We start from the raw sequence: 24,736 nt of genomic DNA, 5'->3' as shown, positions 1-24,736 counted from the left end.
TCAGCCCAGCTGACAACGTCCGCCCACAGGCTGCGATCACTTTTCATATTCGGCATTCTGCCCGCCCCGGTTCAGTCTGATAAGGACCCGTTGATGCGAATATAAATTGAATTACTTTAGAAATAGTAAGCGCGCTTAAAACTCTGCTGGCGCCGGAACGGTTTGCAAAAGCGCACGGATCGTTTCACGTGATTGCTCCGCACTTTCGACCAATGCGCGACTGTTGCGCAACGTTGCATTTCCGGCAACCATTACATCTGATGTTTCCGTCTGGTCGGTTGAATCTCTGCCTACAGCCGATTGCGAATTATTGTCGGGGATAGCCTGCTGTGCTGCGGACTGACGCATCGCCTGCGCGCGCAAATTGGCCTGCTCTGCCGCCAGCGTGCCGCTGGCCTCACCGATCAAGACCGCTAGAGCCTGTGTTGGAAAATCTAATGCAAGCAGGCGCGCACCCACTGCGTTTTGCGTCTCAACGCCATCCTGATCAAAATTTTCTTGCCAGATAAACTCAAGAAACGCTGCATCAGCTAGACGCGCGGTGGCCTGCTGAAAAAGTGTTGCGCGAGACTGCGCAGATTCCGCCGCTGACAACTCCTTGGCGCGCGCTTGCAATAACGCGCGCGCATCCCAAAACCTATCAACTGACAGGTAGGCATCAAACTGTGCGTCAGCCAGCGCTGCTGCCGCAGGCGTATCGCCGCTCTCAAAACGTAAAGCATCCGCCAGCAGGAAATCAGCGTCCGAAAAAGCAACCTGCGCCGTCGCCCCTTCTACGAAAAAGCGCGTCATCGCCTCTGGGTTTGTACGCCGGTCGTTTCTTGCGACATTTGCAACCTTTTCAACCGCTTCTGCTTCTTCGCCCAATGCGCCCGATAGCGCAGCATCGGCAAGTGCCAGGGCAACATCGTCATCCTTTGAGGTCGTTTGGCGCCCCAATACCTGCATTGCTGCATCTTCAGCACCGATCGTCAAAAGCGCTTCGGCAAGCCGTGGTGCAATTGGTTGCTGCACATAGGTTGGCAAGGCGCGGTAGGCATTGATGACCGCGGTGCGGTCCACCTCTGCGTCTATTGGCGCGGATGGCTGTGCCAAAAGCGCCCAAAGTGCAACCTGCGACGGGCAACTGACCTGACCGGGAAATAACTCTGCCGCCACAGGTTCGCCGTCAATCATCCGCGCAAGCGCCCGCAAAAGAATGCGGTCACGCGATTGGACCCCCTCAAGATCAAGCACCTGTTGTGCCTCATGACCAAAACCGAGGTGCACATAAAGCCGTGCCAAAGCAAGCAATGCACCTTCGTCGAATTGATCGGCTGGTGTCGTCAAAGCGCCGCGCGCCTGTCGCAGTTGCAAATGCGGCGGACGATCATCGCCCCAAGCCGCAACATCAAAGCTGCTATCAGGCAGACATGTCTGGCCCTCCTGCGTTTGTGGTTGTGGGGCTCTGTCTGCGACGGCCAGCGGATCAATGCTGGTTCGGGCGTTCAGACCTGGCAGCGGCGCGCCAGCCACAATAGCAGATGGGTCGCCCGGAATCTCACCGACACCAACTCTCGGGCCCTCCTGCAACAGGCCTTCAGACAACCCCTGCCCAAGGCTTTCGCCCAAGGCCTGCGCAATCATTTGCAATGCTTGATCTGTGTTCCGGTCTGGCGTGGCCGATACGTCAGGCGTGGTGACAGCGCGGGTTATTTCTATCGGTTCTGCTACGGTGGGTTCCTCCCGACCAACGGGAAACCGTGGTGTGATTACTGGCAAAACCGCGTCCCTTACGATCTGAAAGGTGGGCACCGTCAGTTGGGGCGGCTCCACCTCGGACGGCACAGGTTGTTCAAGTAATAAGGCACGTTCGAAGGGTGAAACGGATGGCGCAGGACCGTCGCGGATGTCGATGACCAAATAGTCTGACTGGTACACCACTGCCTGCGCGTGGCAGTCACAGCTTACGTCCAAGCGCAGCTCACCATCACGCGGGTTTTGCGAGACCGCATTGATACGATCGCGCGGAATCAGATCATAGAACTGATCCAGCACAAACCCTTCTTGCACCGGCAAACGCAGCAGATAGCCTTCGTTCGTACGACCCAATTCCCAATCTATGTCGCGCGGAATGCCCACAACAACTCTGGTAAATGTTGCATGCTCTCCAGTTTGTACGCGCAATGGTGCGGCATGCGCCAATAGCGGCAAAAACTGCAGCAAAAGGATAGCAATACCCCTCATGCAGCATCCTGCTTGGTCGCTTTAAGCGCATCTTCCATGTCCGCAAAGCTGGGCCGATAGTAGCTTGGCATGTTTTGGCGCCCCACCTCAACGCAGATGTTGGGAGCATGCGAATAGAGATTGGCAACCAGAACCTCACGTATAAGCTGATGAAAATGCGCGTCTTCTTCAACGACCGCTTTTACTTTGGCCGAGAAGGGACCGACGAAGCCATAAGCTAGAAATACACCCAGAAATGTTCCGACAAGTGCACCACCAATCAGCTTACCCAAGACCTCGGGCGGCTGGTCGATCGAGGCCATCGTCTTGATCACCCCAAGCACCGCAGCAACAATGCCCAGCGCCGGCAGGCCATCGGCCACCGTTTGTAATGCGTGGGTTGAATGCATCTTGTGATGCAACGTCGCTTCGATCCGTTTTTCCAGAATTTCTTCAACCTGGTGCGGATCATCATAGTTCATCGATGCGGATCGCAATGTGTCGCAGATCAATGCGATCGCTTCGCCATCATCAAGGATTTTGGGATATTTTCCGAAGATCGTCGAGGTATCTGGCGCTTCGATATGGCTTTCCAAAGCGACCGGGTTCGTCTTGGCAACACGCAGCAGTTCAAACAACATACACAGCAGATCACGATAATCCTGCGCTTTCCATTTCGGACCTTTGACAACTTTACCCAAATCCTTGATCGTATGTTTGATCGCGGAGCCATCATTGCTGATGGCAAAAGCGCCAATCGCCGCCCCGCAAATCATGATCATTTCGAACGGCAACGCCTTAATAATGATCCCCATCTTGCCGCCGGCCAGCAGATACCCACCAAAAACAGTGACAAACACCACGACAATCCCAATCAGTCCGACCATGTGGCGACCTTCCTTACAGCGACATCTTCAAAGAGGTTTCGAATCTCTTGTAAGGCGAAGGGATTAAGGATTTGTCAGCGGCGCATCACTTGGCACATCCGCATTGCGACCCGCCAGCACAACGCTGAATGAATATGCGATTTCAGGCTCAAGTTCTGTCATGATCAACGCGGCGGCATCTGGCCGCATGAGCCCCAGAAATCCGGCGGCAAATTGCGGGGGCATTTGCGCGAACAGATCCGCCGCTTCTTTCGGTTTCATATTCTCATAAACCGTTGTCAGCTGCGCCAAATCAGTTTCGGCGGCTGTATCTGCACGGGCTATTGTCGCACTTAATGTGGCCTCGGCCTGCAAGAGCGCCGCCAATTTTTCTTCAAGCTGTGCTTCAGCACTGCGCAAGGCCTGCATTCTGTTTTGCAATTGTGTCTCGCGTTCGGTCAATCGCTGTTCACGCGCTTGCAATGCCGCCAACAAGGTTTGTGTTTCACCAGTCGCCACTGCACGGACCGGTGGCGCTGCGACATCTTCAACGGCCTCATTCGCCATCGCAGGTGCCACCTCCGTCGCGAAACGCAAAACAGCCGATGCGATCAATAGGCAGGTGATGACATTCAGCGCGCCCAGCGCACGTTTCTTTGTGGGATGTCGCGGCATTACTTCGCCTCAGCTTCGGCAGCACGCCGCACAAAAAAGGGGCTTTCCGCGACGCTTTGTTCGGCGGGTTGCGGCACATCGTGCATCGCTGCAATCGAAAGTTCCAGCTTCTTATGTGCAACCTCTGCCCGCGCGCTGACCGCATCCAATTGTGTGACTGATTCTTTCGCCGCACTTTGCGCCTTCGTCAGAATATCCGTCAATTCGTCCACTTGAACGGACAAAACCGCCACCGCCCCCCCGACGCCCTTTTCAAGATCGGTAAAGCGGCGCAAACGACGTGAAAGAACATAGCAATAGAGCGCAGCACCCAGGGCACCTGCGGCCAATAATACATCGGCAATCATCGTCATCAGCGGCGCCTTTCTAGCTAAGTACAAATTCCATGATCAGAATATCGTTGACCCGCCCCGGACCCGTTACAACCTGAATGCGGCGCAACATCTGGGCGCGCAAGCGCGTCAATGTGGCCGGATCTTCAAGCGACGCAATGTCGATGGCGCGTAGATACCCGTTCAGCACATCAACGATGCGCGGTTTAATGGCCTCAACCTCATCGGTGTAAGCCGGCGGCACCTCAAGCTGGGCGGCAAAGCGCAGATGATCACGCCCATCTTGGCTGGGCAATGAAATCACAAGCGGGTCAATCGGGACAAAGGCAACTGCCAATTGCTGATCTGGTTGCAATGTTTCCATCTCAGACTCCGCACTTTCAGTCGTTTCTGATCCACCCAAAAGACCGGACTGGACTGCAAAAAAACCACCGCCACCACCAATGATGGCAAGCACCAACCCCAGCATCAAAGGCAGTTTTGATGCCTTTTTGGGGGCGGCGTCATCAACATCGGCATTTGCTGTCATTACGACTCTCCGGTGAAATCCATTTTTCAGTGAATAAACCGAAAAGCCCTAACCGATTATTAAGTCTCATCGGCCAAAAGAGGAACACCGGGCAGAACGCCTATCGGATGGAGAACCCAACTTGGAAAACTTTGCTACGGCCTGGTCGGCGCTCAGTATGCAGCGACGGATCATCGTAATTTTTGTTACGGGCGCCGTTTTTGTGGCCATCCTTTTGCTTGCCCGGGGGGCCGGGACAAAGGACATGTCCTTGCTTTTTGGCGGGTTAGAACCGCGTGCTGCGGGTGATGTCGTTACAGCACTGGATCAGCAAGGCGTCGCATATGAAGTCAGAGGAAACGCGATCTATGTGCCAACCGTTCAGCGTGATGTGCTGCGGATGGCCCTTGCCGGGCAGGGCCTGCCAGCGACCGGGAGCCAAGGGTACGAACTGCTTGATTCGCTGTCTGGTTTCAGCACGACAGCGCAGATGTTTGACGCCGCCTATTGGCGTGCGAAAGAAGGAGAACTTGCACGTACCATCGTGGCCAGCCCGCACATTCGCGGCGCAAGGGTGCATATCTCTACCCCGTCAAACCGGCCTTTTCGGCCTGAACAAACCCAAACTGCTGCTGTCACAGTAACAACGACCGACGGCACGCTGTCTGCCCAGCACCTGAGGGCATTGCAATTTCTGATCAGCGCCGCTGTTCCCGGACTATCGCCCGGCGATGTGGCCGTAATTGATGACGCAGGCGGGCTGCTATCCGAAAGTGATACTGGCCAGCCCAGCATCACGGGCGATGACCATGCAGAAAATTTGCGACAACGGGCAGAACGCCTGTTGGCGGCAAGGGTTGGTGTCGGCAATGCTGTAGTCGAGGTTTCGGTCGATCAAGTGACAGAGACTGAAATGATCACAGAAAGACGCGTTGATCCGGACAGCCGTATCGCGATCAGCACGGATGTGACCGAAAGTTCTGGTAACTCAACCGATAGCCGGGGTGGCGATGTTACTGTTGCTTCAAACCTGCCTGAAGGGGACGCTGGTGCAAACACCGGCAGCGCCAGCAATGAGAACAGTGAAAGCCGCACGCTGACAAATTATGAGGTGTCACAGACCGAACGTCAGCTGACGAAGGCGCCCGGCGCAATTAAGCGGCTGACGGTTGCGGTTTTGGTCAATGATATGGTGGAAACCGCTGCCGATGGCACGACAACAACCACGCCACGCACAGCAGAAGAATTGGCCGCCCTGGAAGAGTTGGTCGCATCCGCAGTCGGCCTTGACACTGATCGCGGCGATGTTCTGACGCTGCGGTCAATGCCGTTTGAACCGTTTGAACTGGCGGGAACCACCATTGCGGGGCCGGTCACTGCGCTTCCCCTCGACATGATGCAACTGATCCAGATTGGCGTCTTGGCAGCTGTTGCCTTGATACTTGGACTGTTTGTTGTCCGCCCCATACTGGTATCGGGAAATAGTGGTGCCGCGGCACTGAGCATTGAAGATCAGGCAGAGCCAATCGATGTCAGCCCACCGATGGCCATGGCGATGGATGACAATGCGCTAGGTGATTTCATGGATACAGGCCTGCTGGGTATGGACGGGGATGATGATCCGGTGGCGCGCCTGAAACGCATCATCGCGGATCGTGAACCCGAAACGCTTCAGGTCTTGCAAAACTGGATCGAAGAACCCCCTGCAAAGGCGGTGTCCTAAGCCATGTCAAATGTCATGCTCGAATCATTTGAATCCGAAACCTTGCTGGATCAGGCGCCTGATGAAGGCTTTGAGAAAGGATTCACACAAGGGCATGCCGCCGGTCTTGCGGCGGCGGCAGCCGGGCAAGAGGCCCTGACGCAAGAGTTGGTGCAGAACATTGCAGATTTGCAATTCAAATATGATGAAGCACGTGGCGAAATCACGCGCGCGATAGGGCCGCTATTCGCGGCGTTAGCGCAAAAAGTGTTCCCCCAATGCGTTGCAGAAGGTTTCGTCGATCAGATCGTGGCGCTTCTGCACAAAACCGCGTCAAGGACCGCAGAGCGCAGTTTCACGCTGCGCCTTCATCCCCAGTATCAAGAGGCTGTCTCGGCAGCGCTCATGACCGCAGGTCTCGATGTCAATGTATCAACCGATCCTGCCCTGTCACCTCATGCCGCTTGGGTGGCATATGATACGGGCGCTGCTCACATCGACTGCGACCAGTTGCTTGACGATATCAAGACCATCCTCTCGTCTGTCGATTTCATTGAAACAAGGAGCGAAACGCATGGATAATCCTGTTGAGCATAGCGATAAGACGCACCCCCTGCACAACATCCCGATTGAGGTGTCGGTCACGGTCGGCAAAGCGCGGCCTTTGGTACGGGATTTATTGCAATTAGCTGAAAACGCCATCCTTCCGCTCGATAGCAAAATCGAAGACCCGGTTGAGGTCTACATTGGTGACCGGCTGATCGCGCGTGGTGAATTGCAAGAAGTTGATGGCGCCGAACCGGGACAACTGGCCGTCAGGCTCACCGAAGTTGCGCATGATAAGGGCGATCTGTCCTAATATGCCCCGCGCATTGATCCTTGCCGCAATAGCGATATTGGCGTTTTCCGGGCCTGTGATGGCGCAAGATGTCTCGATCACTTTTGGTGACGAGGGTTCGCTCGCAACGCGGTCCGTCCAGCTGCTGCTCTTGATCACCGTATTAAGCCTTGTGCCTGGCATCGCGATCATGGTGACCTGCTTTCCCTTTATCATCACAGTCTTCGCCATCTTGCGCCAGGCCATCGGGCTACAACAATCACCCCCAAACATGCTGATGGTCAGCCTCGCGATGTTCTTGACGTATTTTGTGATGGAACCGGTTTTTCGCGAGGCCTGGTCAAGCGGGATCGATCCCCTGATCCAAGGCCAAATCGCCTTGGAAGACGCATTCACCAGAACCATGGACCCCATGCAGGCATTCATGGTGACGCGGATTGATGCAGATACATTTAACGCCCTCGCCGATCTGCGCCCGGACATAGCAGCAGGATTGCCTGCATCAGACGCCCCGCTTTCGATTGTTATACCGTCCTTCCTGCTTAGCGAAATGGAGCGGGCCTTTCAGGTCGGCTTTTTGATTTTCATGCCCTTTTTGATCATCGATCTGGTAGTTGCTGCTGTCCTGATGTCGATGGGCATGATGATGGTGCCACCAGCCATCGTATCCTTGCCGTTTAAATTGGCCTTCTTTGTTGTCGCAGACGGTTGGGCCTTGATCGCGACAAGTTTGGTGCAAGGATATGGGACGTAATGGTAGCATCGCTAAAGATCGGTTGGCAAAAGACTGACCCTGCCTACCAAATGCTGTCCGAGGCCTAATGGGAACGGGCTGCCCGCGCAGGGTCGCAAGTAGCTTAACATTGGGGTACCGATGCCCCGACATGTAGTCCCGCTGACCAGCAAGAAGCGAGCCACAAGGGATGTGGCTTAGACAAAATAATCGCCGTGGGAACCTATCAACCCAATGCGTTTGGACCGTGTGTTATGCAAGGCAATGTCTTTGACATGAGTGCAAGACGTTCTGGAACCAGACCTGACGGGTAAGAACCGTTTTAGATTCCCAAGTGTTGGGTGCCAGTGCACAAAACATATCAAAGGGGTGGGTTCTGCACATACCAGGCCGGTCATATACGCCGCGCCCTCAGGCATAGCAGTCGGTCATTTATCCCTTCGGCAGATACGGGCATACGCTTTGCGCGTACTTGGGACAGCGTGTCACCATAGGCTTTCGCGCGTCATCGCCTTTTGCGCAGGCGCATAAGCTATTTCACAACATGTGCTGCAGGCACCTGTCGGCCAGCATCCAGCAGGAAAAATTCAATGCAGAATAGGGTTGGCATACCTATCAACCTTTAGCGCACGATGAATTCAGCATGGAGCGCACCACTCGCCTTGATGCTTTTAAGAATGTCGATCATATCCCGTGGCGCGACCCCAAGCGCATTGAGGCCAGCGACGACTTCGCTCAATGACGTCCCGCCATTAACTTCGGCAAGCCCAATGCCCGGTTCCTCAATGATATCGACATCCGTTCTTGGCACGACCACGGTTTCGCCATTGGCAAATGGATTTGGCTGGGCGACGAGTGGTGCCTCCTGAATACGCAAGGTCAAGTTTCCCTGACTGACCGCCACACGGCTGATCCGCACATCTTCGCCCATCACGATAGTGCCAGAGCGTTGATCAACAACAACCCTTGCGCGCCGTTCAGGCCGCACCATAATATTTTCGACACGAACCAAAGCATGCGCAGGAGAGCGAGCATGCGTCGCATGAATGTTCAGTTCAACCGTGCCTGCGTCCAGCATCACGGCGACTGCACCATCAAACTCAGCATTGATGGCCTGCTCAATCCGATCGGCGGTAGTAAAGTCCGGTGTGCGCAGTGCCATGCGTAGCGTCGTAAGCCGCGAAAAATCAAAGGTAATTTCCCGCTCGATCGTGGCCCCGGATGGGATAACACCCGCCGTTGGCACGCCTTGAATAACCGCAGCCCCGTCACCCGCAGCAGCAGCGCCACCCGCAATGATCGTTCCTTGGGCCACCGCATAGATATCGCCATCTGCCGCCTTCATAGGGGTCATAATCAGTGTTCCACCCAGCAGGCTATCTGCATCGCCGATCGCCGATACGGTCACGTCCAGCGCACTGCCCGCTCGCGCAAAGGGCGGCAGTTCGCCGGTGACAAGCACCGCGGCAACATTATTGGGGCGAAACTGTTCGCCGGTGACGTTCACACCCAGACGTTCAAGCACATTTCCCAGAATATCCTCGGTAAACGGTGAATTCCGCAAGCCATCTCCGGTGCCATTCAGCCCCACCACCAGCCCGTACCCCACCAGATCGTTTGACCTCACGCCATCAAACTCTACCAAATCTTTGATCCGCACAGGGTTCGCTGCGGCGGCGGTTGGCATCACTAGTATCACGAAAAGACATATGGCATGGATAAGCTTCATCTAGATATACCGGAGCAAGCTAAGCTGAGACAGCCGGGCTGTGATACTAAAGAATGTTTCCAACTGCGTTTGTTGCGCCTGAAGGCGGGTGGCTGTTTCAAACGGGTCCGCCAAGGACAGATCATTTACGATCTGGCTCAACGACGACTGCTGGGCGGTGGTCTCGGTTAAGGCGCGGGCAACATTGTCTTCAGCGAAACCAATCCTTGCCTGAACCGCGACCAAACCGCTTGCCGCGCCGTACAACTGCGACCCCGAGGTGGTCAAAAGCGCAATCTTCGTTTCTTGGTTCAGACCGGGCAGCGTGTTTGCAAGTGCGGCCAATGCGGCACCTTGCAGCACTTGCCTGACGGCCGGATCATCAGCGCGGGCGTCGATTTGGACAGATTGATCTTCGGTCACCTGCCGTTCCAACGCAGGACCCGTATCACCTTGGTATCCGGTGACAGCAAATCCACCGGCCGGGTCATTGAACCAGGCATCGACCGTGGCGATGATCGTTGCAGGGTCAAGTGCGCCACCAACGGCCGTTTGCAGATCTGATAGCATCGTTTCAGCCGTGGCAAGCGGCGTGACATTCACGCTATTGCCACTCATCAAGGCGCGGTCGGCGATTTTTGTATTCAACGCCGTGACCATTTCTTCAAAGCTACTTTGTGATGCGCGTGCGGCTTCATCGACCTGCGCAGCGGTGCTGCTGTCATTGACCAGTAGAAGCCGTTCCGCGGTCGTAGCGCGCGTATCGTCAACTTTGCCAAGTATAATTTGGATGTTGCCGAGGGTTTGCTCGGTCTCGGATGCGACCTGTTGATAGCCGTCCAACTGGGTCAAGCTATATTGCACGCCAGAGAATCGTACAGTCTCTCCATTCAGGCTTTTGGTCAGGTCGGCGACCTTGCCTGAACTGAGGCTTTCTGCCAGTTCAAACAGCTCTGACTTAATCGCATTGCCATCGCGAAGCGAGGTGAACTGGCGCGCCATGTCACCTATTGAAATCCCGGTCATCTACAGCTCCATCAGTCGTTGCATCATGGCATCAATGGTTTGAACGACCTTGGCATTTGCGGCGTAGGCCTGTTCGATCTGCAACAGTTTTTGCAGTTCGACATCCGTATCGACACCGTCCGCCAATTCGGCCTCGCGCAGCGTCTCCCATCGGGCAGTGGTAAAGCTGAGCTGCTCTTCGGCCAACAGTCGTGTCGTGCCTATCTCTGAAACATAGGCGGCGATACGCCCGGAGGCTGATGCCGTCGTCGCGCCAGGCACATCTGTGCGTGGCGTATCAAGCGCGGCGATCCAGCGGTTGATCTGCGTGGCATCGCCTGCCGGACCGGCAACAACAGCGTTCAGCCCATCGCGCAGCAAGGCGGAATCGCCACCTTCGGCAGCGATCACAGCCGAGTTTACCGCAATACGACCAGCAAGACCGGGCAGATCAGAAACATCCATTGGGTTACCCTGATCAGTCAAAAGCCCCAGATCGCCCGGCGCTAAAGATGGATCATTCGCCACATCCTGAAAACGGGCGATAAGGTCAGCGGCAATTTCATCAAGTGCGCCTTGTGCTTCGACAAGGGTTTGATCACGTAATGCAAAGGCAGCGCCAAGCGAACCGCCGTCAAGACGCCCGATACCATTGGCCGGGTCCAGCACCTCACCATCCAGTGTAATCGCGCCAAGCGCCCCGCTGGCCAGCGTCATGTCTGCCGTGATCGTTGGCGTGCGTTGGAAACCAAATTCCCGCGGCGCAGAATCCAGCAACGGCGTGCCACTTGTCGTCATCAGGCCGATACTGCCATTGTCGCGTGGTATTTCGCGAATCGGCACGATGCCCGCGATCTGATCAACCGCACGCTGGCGTGCGTCCAACAAAGCGGATGGATCATCGCCCGAACCACTGAGCCGCAGGATATCAGTGTTGAGGGCATCAACCTGACGCAGCGCGCTGTTTAAGGTATCAATATCGCGTGCAATGGTTGCATCCGCATCCTGACGCAACGACTGGATACTGCTGCTGTTGGATTGCAACGTGCCTGTCACCCCCTCAAGCCGTGAAACGACTGCTGCAAGCCGCAACTCTGACGCGGGGTCGCTGCCGGCCGCAATCAGAGCGCGTTCAAACTCCGCCAGCCGCGCGCCGAGGCCAGCAGCGTCGTCCGGCCCGCCGATCACTTGTTCCAGCCGGGACACGAATTCTGCGCTGCGGTCTTGCCCGCTGAGTGCCGCATCGGCCAGCCGTCGGTCTGCCAGGAGGCCCGCATCTACAAAACGGGTAATACTGTCAACACGCACGCCACCCCCACGATCACCCACCTGGACGGATGAAAGTTCGACCCCTCTACGACCATATCCATCTGTCAGCGCGTTCGACAGATTGGACGACACCACCTCCGTCATGCGCGCGTTCGCGGTCAGGCCGGTGACAGCATTGTTGAGTGCGCTGGACATGCTCATATCAGGATACTCCCCTCAGGATCAGCGTTTGATGTTCGTTGTCTCTTGCAGCATTTCATCAACCGTCTGGATCACTTTCGCATTCGATGAATAAGCCCGTTGCGTCTGGATCAATTCGGTCAATTCACCTGCAACATCGGTGGCGGACTCTTCACGTGCAAAGCCAACAATGTCGCCCGTAGGCCCATCACCCGCGTCCCACAAAAAGAACGATCCGCTGTCAGGGGTTACCCGATAACTTTGTTGATCAAGTGTTTCGAGCCCGTTGACATTTGGCACATCAACCAGTGGGATTTGATACAGCACCCGGTTAATCCCGATGTCAAAAGACGCGCGGACAAATCCATTCTGATCAACTTCAATTGAGGTCAGACTGCCAACGGGTGTGCCATTCTTTGAAATTGAAACTGGCGCAAAGGCATCAGACAGCTGCGTCAGCCCGATAGAGCTACCCAATTCGCCAATGTTGATCTCCATCGGTCCGCCATCGACATTGATGCTGAGCGCGCCAGTGATTGGGTCATAGGCACCGCCAATTGGCGCAAGCGGGTCTGCAAAATCAACCGCTGCCAGCGTCCCACCGCCGCCGCGCGTCGCATCGAATGTCAGAGTGTATTCACCAACAACATCCGGAATACCATCTGCGTTGACATCGGATTCACTGTCGCGGATTTCCATTGTCCATTCGTTCGATGCCCCATTTGCCGGAACAGTAGGCGAGAACGTAAAGCTTAGGTTGGATGAGGCGCCAAGGTTATCAAAATACTCAACCGACAACGACTCAGAATCACCTGATGCCCCTTCCCGTGTAGATGTCGCTGGCAAATTCACCGAAAGGTCCACGCGCGTTGTCGCTTCACCGGCGAATTGGTTCGCGTTAATCTGCACAGGCACCAAACCATCAATGGAATCGCGTGGATAGTTCGGGATCGTCCCATCAGCTGCCGCTGGCACACCCAAAAGCACCAAGCCACCCGGCGATCGTAAATACCCCTGCGCATCGGGACGGAAAGACCCTGTCGTCGTCAAGAACAACGGGTTGTCACCATTATCGACAGCGACCGACGTTTCAGACGTCACCGGCAGCATACCGCGCCCGCGCACAGCCAGATCGGTCGGGTTCGAGGTTGAGACCAGCGCGCCCCGTTCATCAATCAACCGTGCCGTTGTGGTACGCACGCCACCCGCCGAATAGGTACCCTGTCCGCTTTCAATCACCATCGACTGAAAATCAGTGATCGCCCTCTTGTAGCCGTAGGTCGAAGAGTTCGAGATATTATCGGAAATCGTCGCCAGTCGCGAAGCGTTCGCCGCAAGTCCGGCAACACTTGCATTCAGGGAAGAGGAAATCGTCATATAATTGAGCCTTTCTGCATCAGGGATAACTATGCCTTCCCAACACCCCTAAACCCCGTGCCTTAACGCCCCCCTAACGTCTAAAATCCAACCTATCGTTTCAGATGTCAGATCTGAGCAAGATCACCTCAATCCGGTTGTTGCGCGGCGCGGTTGCATCACGCACGACAGGTTCACGATCGCCCGCGCCGGATTGGCGCACGATCCGCATCGGATCAAGGCCACCGCTTTGCAACATCAACCGCATTTGCGCGGCACGGCCTGTTGAAAGTTCCCAAACCGGGTTATCGACCTCTAGCAAAGACTTTGCGCGCAGGTGTCCTTCGATAGCCACGTCATTGCGAACTGCAGCAAACAAGCGCGCCATGATCGCTGCAATTTCTGCAGTCACCGGGTTGGGCACCACTGTATCGTCAACAAAAAGGGTGACATCGGGCAGATCGTAAATTTCGATGACAAGGCCTTCGTCGGTCAACCGGGTGATGATGTGGCGCAACGCTTGATCAGAGAGCATGCTTTCGCCACCTTGCCCCATCAACATCGCCTCAATATCACGCAAGGCGGCGACCTGTGCGGCCTCTGCCGCTGCCTCTTCTTCGCTTTGGACCGGATTCATGCCGAGCGTGGGCTGGCTGACACCCGTACCGCTTTGCGCCAAAGTTTCTTCGGTAAAGATATTGTCCCCACCAAATGCACCTGATCCACCACCAGAAACCCGATTAATCGGGATGGTGGGCGAAAAATAATCGGCGATCCCTTTGCGCTGCTGTTCCGTTGTCGCATTCAGCAACCACATCAACATAAAGAACGCCATCATAGCCGTGACAAAATCCGCATAAGCCACCTTCCATGCACCGCCATGGTGGCCACCGCCAGCAATGACTTTCTTGCGTTTAATGATCGTTGGTGCGTTTGATCCTGCACTCATCCCACTACCTCTTTTCATCACCCAAGACAGGGCATACGGCGGTGGAAGTGAAAGCAGGCTTAACAAGACAATTCGACGAAAATACAGGTTTAGATGTCGGTATCATCAGAGCGCGGCCACGCGCGGCGCCCCTTTTTTTCAGGGTGACAAGATGGCACAGTGTCAACGCACCTTTACACTTGCCCCATAGCTATATGTCATTTTAAACTGACATAATGAGTGTCACGTCAGATTTACATGTCAGCCGAGAGACGCGCCGTTGGCCAGAGCCGCGCGCGATGCTGCGTCTGATCAAACCAGTGACATGGTTTCCACCCATGTGGGCATATCTTTGCGGGGTGGTTTCATCGGGTGCAAGCCCTTATGATCATTTGTTTTTAGTGGCACTTGGCGTCATCTTGGCGGGGCCTATTGTCTGCGGCATGTCACAGGCTGCGAATGACTGGTGCGACCGGCATGTTGACGCCATCAACGAACCTGACCGCCCGATTCCATCCGGGCGGATTCCGGGACGTTGGGGGCTCTACATTGCGCTTACCATGACTGTCCTTGGTCTGATCGTCGGCTATCAACTGGGCCCTTGGGGGTTCGGTGCGACAATTCTTGCGGTTGCAGCTGCCTGGGCCTATTCCGCCGAACCCATCCGCGCCAAAAAATCTGGCTGGTGGGGACCAGGACTGTGCGGCCTTGCATATGAAACGCTGCCTTGGGTGACGGGCGCCGCTGTTGTTGCCGCCGGAGCACCCAGCCCACAAGTGATCCTGATTGCTGTCCTTTACGGGCTTGGCGCGCATGGGATCATGACACTGAATGACTTCAAAGCGATTGAAGGCGACCGGGCCACAGGCCTGCGTTCCCTTCCTGTCACGCTGGGGCCTGATCGTGCGGCGCGCGTTGCCTGCTGGATCATGGCCGTGCCGCAGGTCATCGTGATTGGCTTGCTGACCTACTGGGACAAACCCGGCTTTGCGCTGGGCGTCATGGCGATGCTTGCCGTCCAATTTGGTGCGATGCGCGTTCTGCTGCACGACCCAGAGGGTAAGACGCCTTGGTATCAGGGCATGGGCATTCTGTTTTACATCAGCGGCATGATGATCGCCGCCGTCGCCTTGCGCGGGATCGGAGGATGAGATGACACTTTCATGGTTCCAAATTGTCCGGCTTGGTCTTGTGCAGATGGCATTGGGCGCGATTGTGGTGCTGACGACGTCGACGCTGAACCGCCTGATGGTGGTCGAATTATCGCTGCCCGCCATTCTGCCCGGCCTTTTGGTTGGACTACACTACGGCATCCAACTGACTCGGCCGCATTGGGGGTTTTATTCAGACACCGGCGGACACCGCACCAAGTGGATTATTGGCGGGATGGTCGCGCTCGCCTTGGGTGCATTCAGCGCCGCGTGGGGCGTGCTGGCGTTTGAGCAGTCTTTCGCGTTGGGCCTTACGGTCTCGATCATCGCCTATGCACTGATTGGGTTGGGCGTCGGCGCTTCCGGCACGTCATTGTTGGCGCTTCTTGCCACAACAACTGCACCGCACCGCCGTGCGGCGGCTGCAACAATTACTTGGCTGATGATGATCTTTGGCATCGCAATGACTGCTGGGATCGTCGGGCAATTGATTGACCCATATACCCCCGCCTTGCTTATTAAGATCGTTGGTATCGTCGTCACGACTGCCACGCTTGTGACCTGCCTTGCCGTCTGGCGCATCGAACGGAACCTGATTGCAGTACGTGAACCCGACCCCACACCCTTTATGGACGGGCTGCGCGACGTTTGGGCAGAACGCAAAGCGCGCAACTTCACGATCTTCGTGTTCCTGTCAATGACAGCGTATTTCATGCAAGAGTTGATCCTAGAGCCTTACGCAGGCCTTGTCTTTGACTTCACGCCAGGGCAATCGACCTCGCTTTCCGGCGCGCAGAACGGTGGCGTCTTCATCGGCATGCTAACCGTCGGTATCGTCGCCACCGGACTCAAGATTGGCCTCTTGCGCAACTGGGTCATGGCAGGCTGCGTCGGTTCCGCCGGTGCATTGATGCTAATCGCTTTCCTCGGCCCCATCGGCCCAAGCGCACCTTTGGTGCCAGCCGTCGTTCTGCTGGGCTTTTTCAACGGCATGTTCGCTGTCGCTGCCATCGGATCAATGATGGCATTGGCAGCCGAAGGGGCGGAGCGCCGCGAAGGCACCCGCATGGGCCTTTGGGGTGCTGCACAAGCTATCGCTGCCGGGTTCGGTGGGCTGATCGGCGCAGGCATGGTTGATCTGCTGCGGGTCAGCATGACCGACACGCAAGCCTTCGGGTCCGTCTTCATCGCCGAAGCCGCTCTTTTTATCGCTGCCACCGCCATGGCCGCCAAAATCATGGATCGCAAAATGCCGTCCGCCACACTCGTTCCGGGAGAATGATCAATGCAATATGATGTTGTTGTCGTGGGCGGAGGCCCATCCGGTGCCACTGCCGCAGAAGACCTCGCGCGGTCGGGTCACAAGGTGGCCTTCATCGACCGCGACGGGCGGATCAAACCCTGCGGCGGCGCGGTGCCCCCACGCCTGATCGAAGACTTCTTCATCCCCGACGAACAGATCGTGGCCAAAGTGAACACCGCACGCATGATCTCTCCCACGGGGCGGCAAGTCGATATTCCCATCGAGAACGGTTTTGTTGGCATGGTCGACCGCGAACATTTCGACGAATTCCTGCGCAAACGGGCGAAAGAGGCAGGCGCGCATCGCTATACGGGCACCTTCACCAAAATCGAACGCGATGCCGACGGCACCCACGTTGTCTACCGCGACAAGATCAGCGGGAATGAGATGAAGCTCGATACCAAGCTGGTCATCGGGGCAGACGGCGCACGGTCCAACGTGGCGCGGGCCGAGGTGAAAGACGGGGACAAGATCCCATATGTGATCGCCTATCATGAAATCATCGAAGCACCGGAGCCAACAACAAGCTATGATCCCGCGCGTTGCGATGTGGTCTATGACGGCAAGATCTCACCCGATTTCTACGGCTGGGTCTTCCCGCATGGGGGCCAAGCGAGCGTCGGGATGGGATCAATGATCAAATCGGTCGATGTGAAACAAGCGACGGCAGATCTGCGCGCGGCCTCTGGCCTGACCGAGTGCAAGACGATCCGCAAAGAAGGCGCGCCCATTCCGCTTAAACCACTGGACCGGTGGGACAACGGCGAAGATGTGGTGCTGGCCGGTGACGCAGCTGGCGTTGTTGCCCCTTCATCGGGCGAAGGCATCTACTACGCCATGGTCGGCGGACGTGTTGCGGCGACTGCGGCAGCGGCTAGTTTGGCATCAGGGCGCGTAAAAGATTTGCAGCTGGCCCGTAAACTTTTCATGCGCGAGCATAAACAGGTGTTCCGGGTTTTGGGTGCGATGCAAAACGCCTATTACCGCAGCGATGAACGGCGCGAGCGGTTTGTCTCCCTGTGTCATGATGTCGACGTGCAAAAGCTGACGTTTGAGGCATATATGAACAAGAAACTTGTAAAGGCACGGCCCATGGCACACCTGAAAATCGGCATCAAGAACCTTGCGCATCTGACGCGACTGGTCTCGCCGTTGCGCACATGACGATCATGATCCCGGCCTGGGAAAACGGCGTTCTGAAACCGGTTGAGAAACTGGACGCGCACCTGCGCGGGCTAAAACACAAGGCGGTCAGCGTCTTTGTGATGAACCGCGGGCGGGTGTTGATCCAACAGCGGGCGATGGGCAAATATCATACGCCGGGGATGTGGGCGAACACCTGTTGTACGCATCCTGAATGGGACGAAGACCCCACCGATTGCGCCGTACGGCGGCTGGATGAGGAACTTGGGATCAAGGGCCTCTACCCGTCACACCGGGATGAGATTGAGTATCGCGCCGACGTCGGCGGCGGGCTGATCGAACATGAGGTCGTGCAGGTCTATGTCGCCGATGCCCCCAACGATCTGAAGATCGTACCAAATCCAGAGGAAGTCATGAACACCCGCTGGGTCGATTTCTACGATCTGTCCGCTGATGTGGCCCGCCATCCCACGCAATACACGCCTTGGCTGCGGATTTACCTGCAAGATCACACAACTGCGATCTTTGGCGACCTGATGCGGGTGGGCTAGGCCTTTTCGTTTCCGACAATCCGGTGTTTATGTGCAGCACAAAAGAAAGTGCAGCATGGCGTTTTGGGTCTTTGGATATGGATCACTCTTGTGGAACCCCGGTTTCACACCCGTAAGGCAGGTGAAAGCACGGCTGCGTGACTATCACCGCAGCTTTTGCATGCTGTCTATTCATCATCGCGGATCGGAAGAGGACCCCGGCCTCGTCCTCGCTCTCGATACCCAAGCAGGTGCGCAATGCACTGGTGTTGCCTTTCAGGTGGCCGATGAAGAGATAGACAGGGTTCATGCGCAGCTGCGCGAACGCGAGTTGGTTTCATCGGCCTATTATGAAGACACGGTTGAACTGGTCTGCGACGACGGGGATAAAATCCCGGCGCTCGCCTATATTATCAACCGTGATCACGTGCAGTACTGCCAGTTCGACCTCGAAAAACAGGCGCAGATCATTGCACAAGCGGTTGGGGGGCGCGGGCCGAACACGGAATATCTGTTCAATACGGCGGCGCATCTGACCGAACTTGGGATCAAAGACGCTGATATGTCATGGCTTGTTACCCGTGTGCGTGCTTTGACGGCAACATAAGCGACACCTGATTTTGTTTGGGTTTGCGCGACTTCGCCCATATGGTGTTATGCGAGCGAAGTAATCACACAATATGAGGACGCTCTCCCTTGTCGGATAAACGGGCACCCAAAGCACAACCACAGTTTTCTCAGCCCATTCGCCAGCTTCTCTTTATGCTGACAGTGCTTGGCCTTGTGGGGGCTGGTTTTTACCTTGGGCTGGAACAGATCACCGCGATCTACCAGTCAAATCCATACCTTAATGGTGTGATCCTCGGGGTCTTTGTGCTGGGCGTATTGTCCTGCTTCAATCAGGTGTTTGTCTTGATGAAGTCCGTACGCTGGATCGAAAGGTTCGCGCGGGACGCAGGCGGGCATTCTTTCAGCGCGGCACCATCCCTGCTGGCCCCCCTCGCCACATTGTTGCGCTCACGCGGGGCGCGCACGCAGGTGTCGTCCTCATCCGGGCGGTCGATCCTTGATTCTGTTGCGCAGCGTATCGATGAAGACCGCGAAATCACGCGCTATATCGGCAATGTTCTGATTTTCCTTGGGCTTTTGGGAACGTTCTATGGCCTGGCAACAACCGTACCGGCATTGGTGGAAACCATACGCTCGCTCAACCCCGGCGAAGGTGAAAGCGGGGCAGACATTTTTGCACGCCTACAATCAGGGTTGGAAGCACAGCTTGGCGGTATGGGCACGGCCTTCTCAAGCTCGCTCCTCGGCTTGGCCGGTTCTCTCATCGTTGGGCTTCTAGAGCTTTTTGCTGGCCACGGCCAAAACCGGTTCTACCGCGAATTGGAAGAGTGGCTGTCCACCATCACCCGCGTCGGCATCGACGGGGAAGAGGGCGTCGGCGGCGCAGACCTGAGTGCGATGGGCCCATTCGTGGAACAACTGGGCGAATTGATGGACACGATCCAGATGATGATGGGACAAACCGACGCCGACCGCGAAGAAAACGACCAGCGCTTCGCATCGCTTGCCATGGCCATCGAAAAACTGGCGCAAGCGTCGACGACCAACTCCAATACGGCTCTTTTGGAGCGTGTTGCCCTTGGCCAAGAGGCATTGATCCAGAAGATGGATGACAACGGCATGGACGGTATTGATGCCGAAAGCCGGATGCGCTTGCGGTCAATCGACGTGCAATTGCTTCGTATACTGGAAGAAATGTCCGCCGGGCGGCAGGAAAGCATTGGCGATCTGCGCGGAGAGATTGCCAATCTAACAAACGCGATTAAAGGCAGAGGTTGATCCATGGCGCTGAGCCGCAGATCATCAAACCGTTTCCAAAACGCCATTTGGCCGGGTTTCGTGGATGCGATGACTGGGCTGTTGCTGGTGCTGATGTTCGTGCTGACCATCTTTATGGTCATCCAATTTGTGCTACGCCAACAGATCACCGGGCAGGAAACGGAACTCGACGCGCTTAGCGATGAAGTGGCCGCCTTGACGGCGACGCTCGGGCTGGAACGGGATACGAATGCTGCCCTCACGTCTGATCTGGAAACCGCCGAAGCCGAAGCCACCGCGCAAGCAGGCCGGATTGCCGCGCTGATTGCCGAACGACAAACGCAGGATCAGGCACTGGCCGCTGCGCAAAGCGAGATCACGCAGTTTGAAGCACAGGTCGCGGGGCTGTTGAGCGAACGCAGCGAAGCCCTGGCCAATATCGCTGGTTTGGAGGCCGAAACAGAGCGTCTGCTGACCGAACAAGAAGCGCTGAACTTGGCATTGGCGCAGGCACGAACCGAGATTGATGAGGGCACCGAGGCCGCGCGCCTTGCCGCCGCCAGACGCGAAGCGCTCGAAGCGCTGGTCGCCGATCTGGAAACCAAGACTGATGCACAAACCGACCGCATCACGGCGCTTGAGGCCGATCAGATTACCAGTGCCGCGGCCGCAGAGGCGCTGCGCGAACGGCTTGCGAATGCTGATACGGAACTGACGGCGATGACCCTGAACCTAGAACGACAACGGCAAGAGGCAGAGAATACACTGACCCTTCTTGCCGCCGCGCGCGCAGCACAATCCGAATTGGAAGCCCTGCGCGACACGGCACAAGAAGAAAGCCAAGAAGCCGAACAGCAGGCAGCACTGCTCGCACTCGCGAACGAAGAACTCGCCGCGCAAAAGACAGTGTCCGCTGAAAGTCAGCGACAGGTAGCCTTGCTCAACGAACAAATCGCGGAGCTGCGCGCGCAAGTGGGTAGTCTGCAATCCTTGCTCAATCTGGCAGAGAACGCTGACCGCGAAGCGCAGGTACAGATCGAAACGCTGGGCGCACAGTTGAACACGGCCCTCGCGCGGGCAGTGTCAGAAGAACGTCAACGGCGTTCACTGGAAGAGGCCGAGCGGATCAGGCTAGAGGCCGAAGCCGCGCGGCTAGAAGAAGAGGCCGAGAACCTTGCGCGTTTCAAATCCGACTTCTTTGGTGAATTGCGGCAGATCCTCGAAGGGCAGGACCGTATTCGCATTGAAGGCGACCGTTTTATCTTTAACTCCGAAGTCCTCTTCGCCCCCGGCAGCGCCGATCTGTCCCCTGCCGGTGAAAGCGAGATTGCGAATATTGCTGACATCCTGCGCAGCATCGCCGCCGACATCCCAGAGGGGATCGACTGGGTGATCCGCGTTGACGGGCACACCGACAACACCCCTCTCAGCGCAAACAGCCGGTTTGCAGACAACTGGGAACTGAGCCAGGCGCGCGCCTTGTCTGTGGTGCGCTTCATGTCGGAAGACCTTGGGATTGACCCACGCAGGCTGGCTGCCAACGGCTTTGGTGAATTTCAACCCCTCAACCCGCTGGATACGCCAGAGGCACGGGCCCAAAACCGCCGGATCGAATTGAAACTGACCGAACGCTAACCGACGTAGCGCCGCAGATAACCGCGCAGATCAACCTGCGCGCCCAGTTGGCTGGCTAGCAAAAACATACCCCCGAATTTACGCTGCAAGAGCAGCACATCAATCGGCAAGGGCGGCGGGATAAACCCGTCTTCAGCCAATGCCATACCGGCATCTTGCATCGCGCGCGGCAGGGCCTTCTCGGTGAAATCAAACGGGGCATCGCTGCGCAAGGCATCAAACGCCATGCCCATCATATCCATAATGGCGGCGCGATAACGCGGCGGCGTATCGATGGCTACGAAACCAATCTCTTCGGCAATTGCATCCATCGTGGATTGCTCATCTGCCAGCCCCGCAGCCAACAACCGCCTGTATTGATCAACCACCTTTGGATCAAGTACGCGTGTTGCACCAAAATCCAACAAGATGATCTGCCCCGTCGCCGGATCATAACGATAGTTAGCGAAATTCGGATCAGTCTGCATCAACCCGTCATCAAACAATTCGCGTAAGGTCAGGCCAATCAAAGCGTCGGCGATCCGGTTGCGCTCTGCCTTGTCCTGCGCGAACGCTGCTTCAATCGGTTCACCTGCGACATAGGACATGGCCAGCACTTCACGCGTGCTCCATTCGGGGACATGCATGGGCACGGTGAAAGCTGGCGCATCCGTTAAAAGCGCTGCAAAACGGGCAAGGTTTTCACTCTCGTGTTCGTAATCCGTTTCTAAGTGCAGTTGCTTGCGGGCCTCTTCCAAATAGGGCGCCAGCTCAAATCCTTTCGGCAGCAGCCCTGACATCCGCAGCAAGGCACCCACATTTGCCACATCACTATCGATGCTTTGCGCGACGCCGGGATATTGCACCTTGATCGCAAGCTCCATACCGTCTTTCAGGCGCGCGCGATGTACCTGACCGATAGAGGCGGCGGCAATAGGGCGCACGTCGAATTTCGCAAACTGACCCAGCCAGCCCGCGGGCCAGTTCGCATTCAACACCTTCTTCAACTGCGCAGGCGGCATGATATGCGCGTCATCGCGCAACCGTGCCATGATCTGCGCCAGTTCCGGAGGCAGAAATTCGCCCGTATCCATCGACATCAACTGCCCGATTTTCATTGCGGCACCGCGCATCTGGGCGAGCTTTTCGGTCACGCGGGTGATGTTCTGCGGGGTCATCAGCAAATCGCGCATTGCGGGGCGCTGACCTTGGGCCAACTGGCTCAGGCCATTCATCGCCATATTGCCAGCCACCCCTGCTGTCATGGCACCCAGCCGCGTGAACCGGGACACCCGCCCCGATGGCACAGGCAACGCACGCGCCGTATCGCGCTTATCGGTCATTTGTAGGTTTCCCGCCGATCACCAAAGTCGCGCACCCGCTTGCGCCACGCGCGATAGCTACCCGGTTTCAAATTGTCCCGCATCAGTGCTTTGACGTCCTTTTCGCCGATCCCGTATTCGCGACGAATATCTTGAAAGCTGACATGATCCGATAGCGCCATCTGGATGATATCGCTGACATGCGCAGGAGGAAGGGCGGGCGTTTGGGGCATGCAGAAGGAAGTAGTAGCAGAATGGGCGAAGGCAACCTGCGACCAAAGGTGCCGCATATATCGCCTTTTGGGAAAGCGGGGCTAACTTTCGGCAATGGATCACAAAGAGCCTTCACCCTTTACGCGCCTGTTCGTGCTGGCAATTGGCGTTTTGCGCCCCCCACCGGGACGCAGGCGCATTGCTGTCGCGTTTCTTTACGGCGTCAGCTGCCATTTGATCTTTGCGGCTGCCGTGTTGGCAATGATCATAGCAATGTTTTTTGGGATGAGCGAAAGTTTGGGGCGGGTTCCTGCACCATGGGGCTATGTGGCCAATGCCCTGCTTATCATGCAATTTCCATGCGTGCATTCTGTGCTGTTAACAAGCAGAGGTTCCAAGATACTGGGCCGTCTTGCCCCTGCCACCTATGGCGCGACGCTATCGACAACCACCTATGCGATCATCGCGTCACTTCAGCTTTTGCTCTTGTTTGCGCTTTGGACACCCAGCGGGATCATTTGGTGGCGGGCGGAGGGCGTGGCATTTGTAATTATCAGCATGCTATATGCCGCCGCTTGGGGGCTGTTGATCAAGGCCAGCTATGACGCTGGGGCCGAAGTCCAGTCAGGCGCGCTGGGTTGGATGTCTCTTGCCCAGAACATCAAACCAGTCTTTCCTGACATGCCCATCGGGGGGCTGTTCCGGCTGATCCGACAGCCGATCTATGTTGCCTTTGCACTGACACTCTGGACCGTCCCGGTCTGGACACCGGATCAATTGGCGCTTGCCATCACTCTCACGGCTTATTGCCTGTTAGCCCCGCGCCTGAAGGAACGCAGGTTCGCCAAACGGTATGGCATGCGCTTTGCGACCTATCAAAAGGCAGTGCCTTACGCTGTGCCAAACCTGCATCGTCGGTCAAAAACCGACCGATAGCAGGGATTACGCTGCAACTGCGGCAATCGGTCCTCTGCGCAGCTTCACTTTGTGACATACCTCCTGCGAAATAAAAGGAAATGCAATGTCACTGATTGATCAAAGACCACTTCGTCCGTTTACCTCCACCGTCAAGGAAACACTGACGGAGTGGCGTGGCTACTTTTTTCCACTCAGCATGGAAGCTAAGATCGTTTTGGCAATCCTAGCCGTTGTCGCGCTGTGGGGGCTGGCCATTTTCACATTCGGCGTGGCTGCATTGGTATGGCCCATGACACTCATCGTTCCCGGCATCGTGTTAAGTTTGGTGTTGTTGACCTGGGGCATGTAACCACAGCAGTCACAGCACGAAAAAGCCCGCCGCTCTTTGTTGAGCGGTGGGCTTTCTTTTC

25 protein-coding genes are annotated in these 24,736 nt (G+C 56.4%); 13 read left to right on the top strand and 12 right to left on the bottom strand.

All coding sequences use genetic code 11. The features are described 5' to 3' along the window. Nucleotides 1-135 precede the first annotated feature (135 nt). The 5 genes from BC777_RS12095 to BC777_RS12075 form a co-directional block, all read right to left on the bottom strand. Nucleotides 136-2,226, bottom strand: a complete 2,091-nt coding sequence (locus tag BC777_RS12095) for a hypothetical protein (RefSeq protein WP_100368434.1) — start codon at nucleotides 2,224-2,226, stop codon at nucleotides 136-138. Beyond that, nucleotides 2,223-3,092, bottom strand: a complete 870-nt coding sequence (gene motA, locus BC777_RS12090) for a flagellar motor stator protein MotA (protein WP_100368433.1) — start codon at nucleotides 3,090-3,092, stop codon at nucleotides 2,223-2,225. Before motA ends, BC777_RS12095 begins: the two co-directional genes overlap by 4 nt. A gap of 63 nt (nucleotides 3,093-3,155) precedes the next feature. Then, nucleotides 3,156-3,746, bottom strand: coding sequence for a MotE family protein (locus BC777_RS12085; RefSeq protein ID WP_100368432.1), 591 nt, complete (start codon nucleotides 3,744-3,746; stop codon nucleotides 3,156-3,158). Further along, on the bottom strand, nucleotides 3,746-4,099 hold the full coding sequence (locus BC777_RS12080) for a hypothetical protein (protein WP_100368431.1): 354 nt from the start codon (nucleotides 4,097-4,099) through the stop codon (nucleotides 3,746-3,748). The genes BC777_RS12085 and BC777_RS12080 overlap by 1 nt, the downstream gene beginning before the upstream one ends. A gap of 13 nt (nucleotides 4,100-4,112) precedes the next feature. Further along, entirely contained in the window at nucleotides 4,113-4,607 is a 495-nt protein-coding gene (locus BC777_RS12075; protein ID WP_100368430.1) for a flagellar basal body-associated FliL family protein, read from the bottom strand. Between the two features lie 121 nt (nucleotides 4,608-4,728). On the opposite strand from BC777_RS12075, the gene fliF reads away from it, so the two are divergent. The 4 genes from fliF to fliP are packed head-to-tail and all read left to right on the top strand — an operon-like array spanning nucleotide 4,729 to nucleotide 7,880. Further along, nucleotides 4,729-6,309 (top strand): flagellar basal-body MS-ring/collar protein FliF, encoded by a 1,581-nt coding sequence (gene fliF / locus BC777_RS12070; protein ID WP_100368429.1) that lies wholly within the window; start codon nucleotides 4,729-4,731, stop codon nucleotides 6,307-6,309. A gap of 15 nt (nucleotides 6,310-6,324) precedes the next feature. Next, entirely contained in the window at nucleotides 6,325-6,870 is a 546-nt protein-coding gene (locus BC777_RS12065) for a FliH/SctL family protein (RefSeq protein WP_133122553.1), read from the top strand. After that, complete coding sequence (locus BC777_RS12060; protein ID WP_100368427.1) at nucleotides 6,863-7,147, top strand: FliM/FliN family flagellar motor switch protein; 285 nt, start codon at nucleotides 6,863-6,865, stop codon at nucleotides 7,145-7,147. Before BC777_RS12065 ends, BC777_RS12060 begins: the two co-directional genes overlap by 8 nt. 1 nt (nucleotide 7,148) lies before the next feature. Then, a complete protein-coding gene (gene fliP, locus BC777_RS12055; protein ID WP_100368426.1) occupies nucleotides 7,149-7,880 on the top strand; it encodes a flagellar type III secretion system pore protein FliP in 732 nt (243 codons plus the stop codon). Nucleotides 7,881-8,481: 601 nt separating this feature from the next. Here fliP and BC777_RS12050 read toward each other — a convergent pair. From BC777_RS12050 to BC777_RS12030, 5 genes are all read right to left on the bottom strand, one after another. Next, nucleotides 8,482-9,546, bottom strand: a complete 1,065-nt coding sequence (locus BC777_RS12050; protein ID WP_245834334.1) for a flagellar basal body P-ring protein FlgI — start codon at nucleotides 9,544-9,546, stop codon at nucleotides 8,482-8,484. A gap of 42 nt (nucleotides 9,547-9,588) precedes the next feature. After that, entirely contained in the window at nucleotides 9,589-10,593 is a 1,005-nt protein-coding gene (locus BC777_RS12045) for a flagellin (protein ID WP_245834332.1), read from the bottom strand. Further along, nucleotides 10,594-12,042 (bottom strand): flagellar hook-associated protein FlgK, encoded by a 1,449-nt coding sequence (gene flgK / locus BC777_RS12040; RefSeq protein WP_245834330.1) that lies wholly within the window; start codon nucleotides 12,040-12,042, stop codon nucleotides 10,594-10,596. 21 nt (nucleotides 12,043-12,063) lie between these two features. Continuing rightward, nucleotides 12,064-13,398, bottom strand: coding sequence for a flagellar hook protein FlgE (locus BC777_RS12035; protein WP_100368423.1), 1,335 nt, complete (start codon nucleotides 13,396-13,398; stop codon nucleotides 12,064-12,066). A gap of 100 nt (nucleotides 13,399-13,498) precedes the next feature. Continuing rightward, on the bottom strand, nucleotides 13,499-14,326 hold the full coding sequence (locus BC777_RS12030) for a flagellar motor protein MotB (RefSeq protein ID WP_100368422.1): 828 nt from the start codon (nucleotides 14,324-14,326) through the stop codon (nucleotides 13,499-13,501). A gap of 215 nt (nucleotides 14,327-14,541) precedes the next feature. Between BC777_RS12030 and chlG the strand changes: the two genes are divergently transcribed. The 7 genes from chlG to BC777_RS11995 all read left to right on the top strand — a co-directional run bounded on the left by chlG (nucleotide 14,542) and on the right by BC777_RS11995 (nucleotide 21,894). Continuing rightward, nucleotides 14,542-15,456, top strand: coding sequence for a chlorophyll synthase ChlG (gene chlG / locus BC777_RS12025; protein WP_100368421.1), 915 nt, complete (start codon nucleotides 14,542-14,544; stop codon nucleotides 15,454-15,456). A 1-nt stretch (nucleotide 15,457) separates the two neighbouring features. Further along, nucleotides 15,458-16,738, top strand: coding sequence for a BCD family MFS transporter (locus BC777_RS12020; RefSeq protein WP_100368420.1), 1,281 nt, complete (start codon nucleotides 15,458-15,460; stop codon nucleotides 16,736-16,738). A 3-nt stretch (nucleotides 16,739-16,741) separates the two neighbouring features. After that, nucleotides 16,742-17,923 carry a geranylgeranyl diphosphate reductase gene (locus BC777_RS12015; RefSeq protein ID WP_100368419.1) on the top strand — a complete coding sequence of 394 codons (1,182 nt, stop codon included), beginning with the start codon at nucleotides 16,742-16,744 and terminating at the stop codon, nucleotides 17,921-17,923. After that, nucleotides 17,920-18,453, top strand: a complete 534-nt coding sequence (idi, locus tag BC777_RS12010; protein ID WP_100368418.1) for an isopentenyl-diphosphate Delta-isomerase — start codon at nucleotides 17,920-17,922, stop codon at nucleotides 18,451-18,453. The genes BC777_RS12015 and idi overlap by 4 nt, the downstream gene beginning before the upstream one ends. A 55-nt stretch (nucleotides 18,454-18,508) precedes the next feature. Further along, nucleotides 18,509-19,039 (top strand): gamma-glutamylcyclotransferase, encoded by a 531-nt coding sequence (locus BC777_RS12005; protein ID WP_100368417.1) that lies wholly within the window; start codon nucleotides 18,509-18,511, stop codon nucleotides 19,037-19,039. Between the two features lie 155 nt (nucleotides 19,040-19,194). Beyond that, entirely contained in the window at nucleotides 19,195-20,280 is a 1,086-nt protein-coding gene (locus tag BC777_RS12000; protein ID WP_100368416.1) for a biopolymer transporter ExbB, read from the top strand. A 3-nt stretch (nucleotides 20,281-20,283) separates the two neighbouring features. Then, on the top strand, nucleotides 20,284-21,894 hold the full coding sequence (locus BC777_RS11995) for a peptidoglycan -binding protein (protein ID WP_100368415.1): 1,611 nt from the start codon (nucleotides 20,284-20,286) through the stop codon (nucleotides 21,892-21,894). Here the strand turns inward: BC777_RS11995 and BC777_RS11990 are convergent. Next, nucleotides 21,891-23,216: an ABC1 kinase family protein gene (locus tag BC777_RS11990; protein ID WP_100368414.1), complete on the bottom strand. Its 1,326-nt coding sequence runs from the start codon at nucleotides 23,214-23,216 to the stop codon at nucleotides 21,891-21,893. The two genes, BC777_RS11995 and BC777_RS11990, sit on opposite strands and share 4 nt — an antisense overlap. Then, the gene (locus BC777_RS11985) at nucleotides 23,213-23,428 is read right to left on the bottom strand and encodes a DUF2805 domain-containing protein (protein WP_100368837.1); all 216 of its coding nucleotides are present in this window, start codon (nucleotides 23,426-23,428) and stop codon (nucleotides 23,213-23,215) included. The genes BC777_RS11990 and BC777_RS11985 overlap by 4 nt, the downstream gene beginning before the upstream one ends. Nucleotides 23,429-23,522: 94 nt before the next feature. Here BC777_RS11985 and BC777_RS11980 point away from each other — a divergent pair, with 94 nt between their 5' ends. Next, the gene (locus BC777_RS11980; protein WP_100368413.1) at nucleotides 23,523-24,344 is read left to right on the top strand and encodes a hypothetical protein; all 822 of its coding nucleotides are present in this window, start codon (nucleotides 23,523-23,525) and stop codon (nucleotides 24,342-24,344) included. Between the two features lie 85 nt (nucleotides 24,345-24,429). After that, a complete protein-coding gene (locus tag BC777_RS11975; RefSeq protein ID WP_100368412.1) occupies nucleotides 24,430-24,675 on the top strand; it encodes a hypothetical protein in 246 nt (81 codons plus the stop codon). Nucleotides 24,676-24,736 lie beyond the last annotated feature (61 nt).

The organism is Yoonia maricola, assembly GCF_002797915.1.
Classification (GTDB): domain Bacteria; phylum Pseudomonadota; class Alphaproteobacteria; order Rhodobacterales; family Rhodobacteraceae; genus Yoonia; species Yoonia maricola.
This window is presented reverse-complemented; position numbering and strand designations above follow the sequence as displayed.

Bases quoted from the DNA above. Each gene is read 5' to 3' on its own strand.
- BC777_RS12095 (WP_100368434.1), bottom strand. From the start codon at position 2,226: ATGAGGGGTATTGCTATCCTTTTGCTGCAGTTTTTGCCGCTATTGGCG.
- motA (WP_100368433.1), bottom strand. From the start codon at position 3,092: ATGGTCGGACTGATTGGGATTGTCGTGGTGTTTGTCACTGTTTTTGGT.
- BC777_RS12085 (WP_100368432.1), bottom strand. From the start codon at position 3,746: ATGCCGCGACATCCCACAAAGAAACGTGCGCTGGGCGCGCTGAATGTC.
- BC777_RS12080 (WP_100368431.1), bottom strand. From the start codon at position 4,099: ATGACGATGATTGCCGATGTATTATTGGCCGCAGGTGCCCTGGGTGCT.
- BC777_RS12075 (WP_100368430.1), bottom strand. From the start codon at position 4,607: ATGACAGCAAATGCCGATGTTGATGACGCCGCCCCCAAAAAGGCATCA.
- BC777_RS12065 (WP_133122553.1), top strand. From the start codon at position 6,325: ATGCTCGAATCATTTGAATCCGAAACCTTGCTGGATCAGGCGCCTGAT.
- BC777_RS12060 (WP_100368427.1), top strand. From the start codon at position 6,863: ATGGATAATCCTGTTGAGCATAGCGATAAGACGCACCCCCTGCACAAC.
- fliP (WP_100368426.1), top strand. From the start codon at position 7,149: ATGCCCCGCGCATTGATCCTTGCCGCAATAGCGATATTGGCGTTTTCC.
- BC777_RS12050 (WP_245834334.1), bottom strand. From the start codon at position 9,546: ATGCCAACCGCCGCCGCAGCGAACCCTGTGCGGATCAAAGATTTGGTA.
- BC777_RS12045 (WP_245834332.1), bottom strand. From the start codon at position 10,593: ATGACCGGGATTTCAATAGGTGACATGGCGCGCCAGTTCACCTCGCTT.
- flgK (WP_245834330.1), bottom strand. From the start codon at position 12,042: ATGAGCATGTCCAGCGCACTCAACAATGCTGTCACCGGCCTGACCGCG.
- BC777_RS12035 (WP_100368423.1), bottom strand. From the start codon at position 13,398: ATGACGATTTCCTCTTCCCTGAATGCAAGTGTTGCCGGACTTGCGGCG.
- BC777_RS12030 (WP_100368422.1), bottom strand. From the start codon at position 14,326: ATGAGTGCAGGATCAAACGCACCAACGATCATTAAACGCAAGAAAGTC.
- chlG (WP_100368421.1), top strand. From the start codon at position 14,542: ATGAGTGTCACGTCAGATTTACATGTCAGCCGAGAGACGCGCCGTTGG.
- BC777_RS12020 (WP_100368420.1), top strand. From the start codon at position 15,458: ATGACACTTTCATGGTTCCAAATTGTCCGGCTTGGTCTTGTGCAGATG.
- BC777_RS12015 (WP_100368419.1), top strand. From the start codon at position 16,742: ATGCAATATGATGTTGTTGTCGTGGGCGGAGGCCCATCCGGTGCCACT.
- idi (WP_100368418.1), top strand. From the start codon at position 17,920: ATGACGATCATGATCCCGGCCTGGGAAAACGGCGTTCTGAAACCGGTT.
- BC777_RS12005 (WP_100368417.1), top strand. From the start codon at position 18,509: ATGGCGTTTTGGGTCTTTGGATATGGATCACTCTTGTGGAACCCCGGT.
- BC777_RS12000 (WP_100368416.1), top strand. From the start codon at position 19,195: ATGCTGACAGTGCTTGGCCTTGTGGGGGCTGGTTTTTACCTTGGGCTG.
- BC777_RS11995 (WP_100368415.1), top strand. From the start codon at position 20,284: ATGGCGCTGAGCCGCAGATCATCAAACCGTTTCCAAAACGCCATTTGG.
- BC777_RS11990 (WP_100368414.1), bottom strand. From the start codon at position 23,216: ATGACCGATAAGCGCGATACGGCGCGTGCGTTGCCTGTGCCATCGGGG.
- BC777_RS11985 (WP_100368837.1), bottom strand. From the start codon at position 23,428: ATGCCCCAAACGCCCGCCCTTCCTCCTGCGCATGTCAGCGATATCATC.
- BC777_RS11980 (WP_100368413.1), top strand. From the start codon at position 23,523: ATGGATCACAAAGAGCCTTCACCCTTTACGCGCCTGTTCGTGCTGGCA.
- BC777_RS11975 (WP_100368412.1), top strand. From the start codon at position 24,430: ATGTCACTGATTGATCAAAGACCACTTCGTCCGTTTACCTCCACCGTC.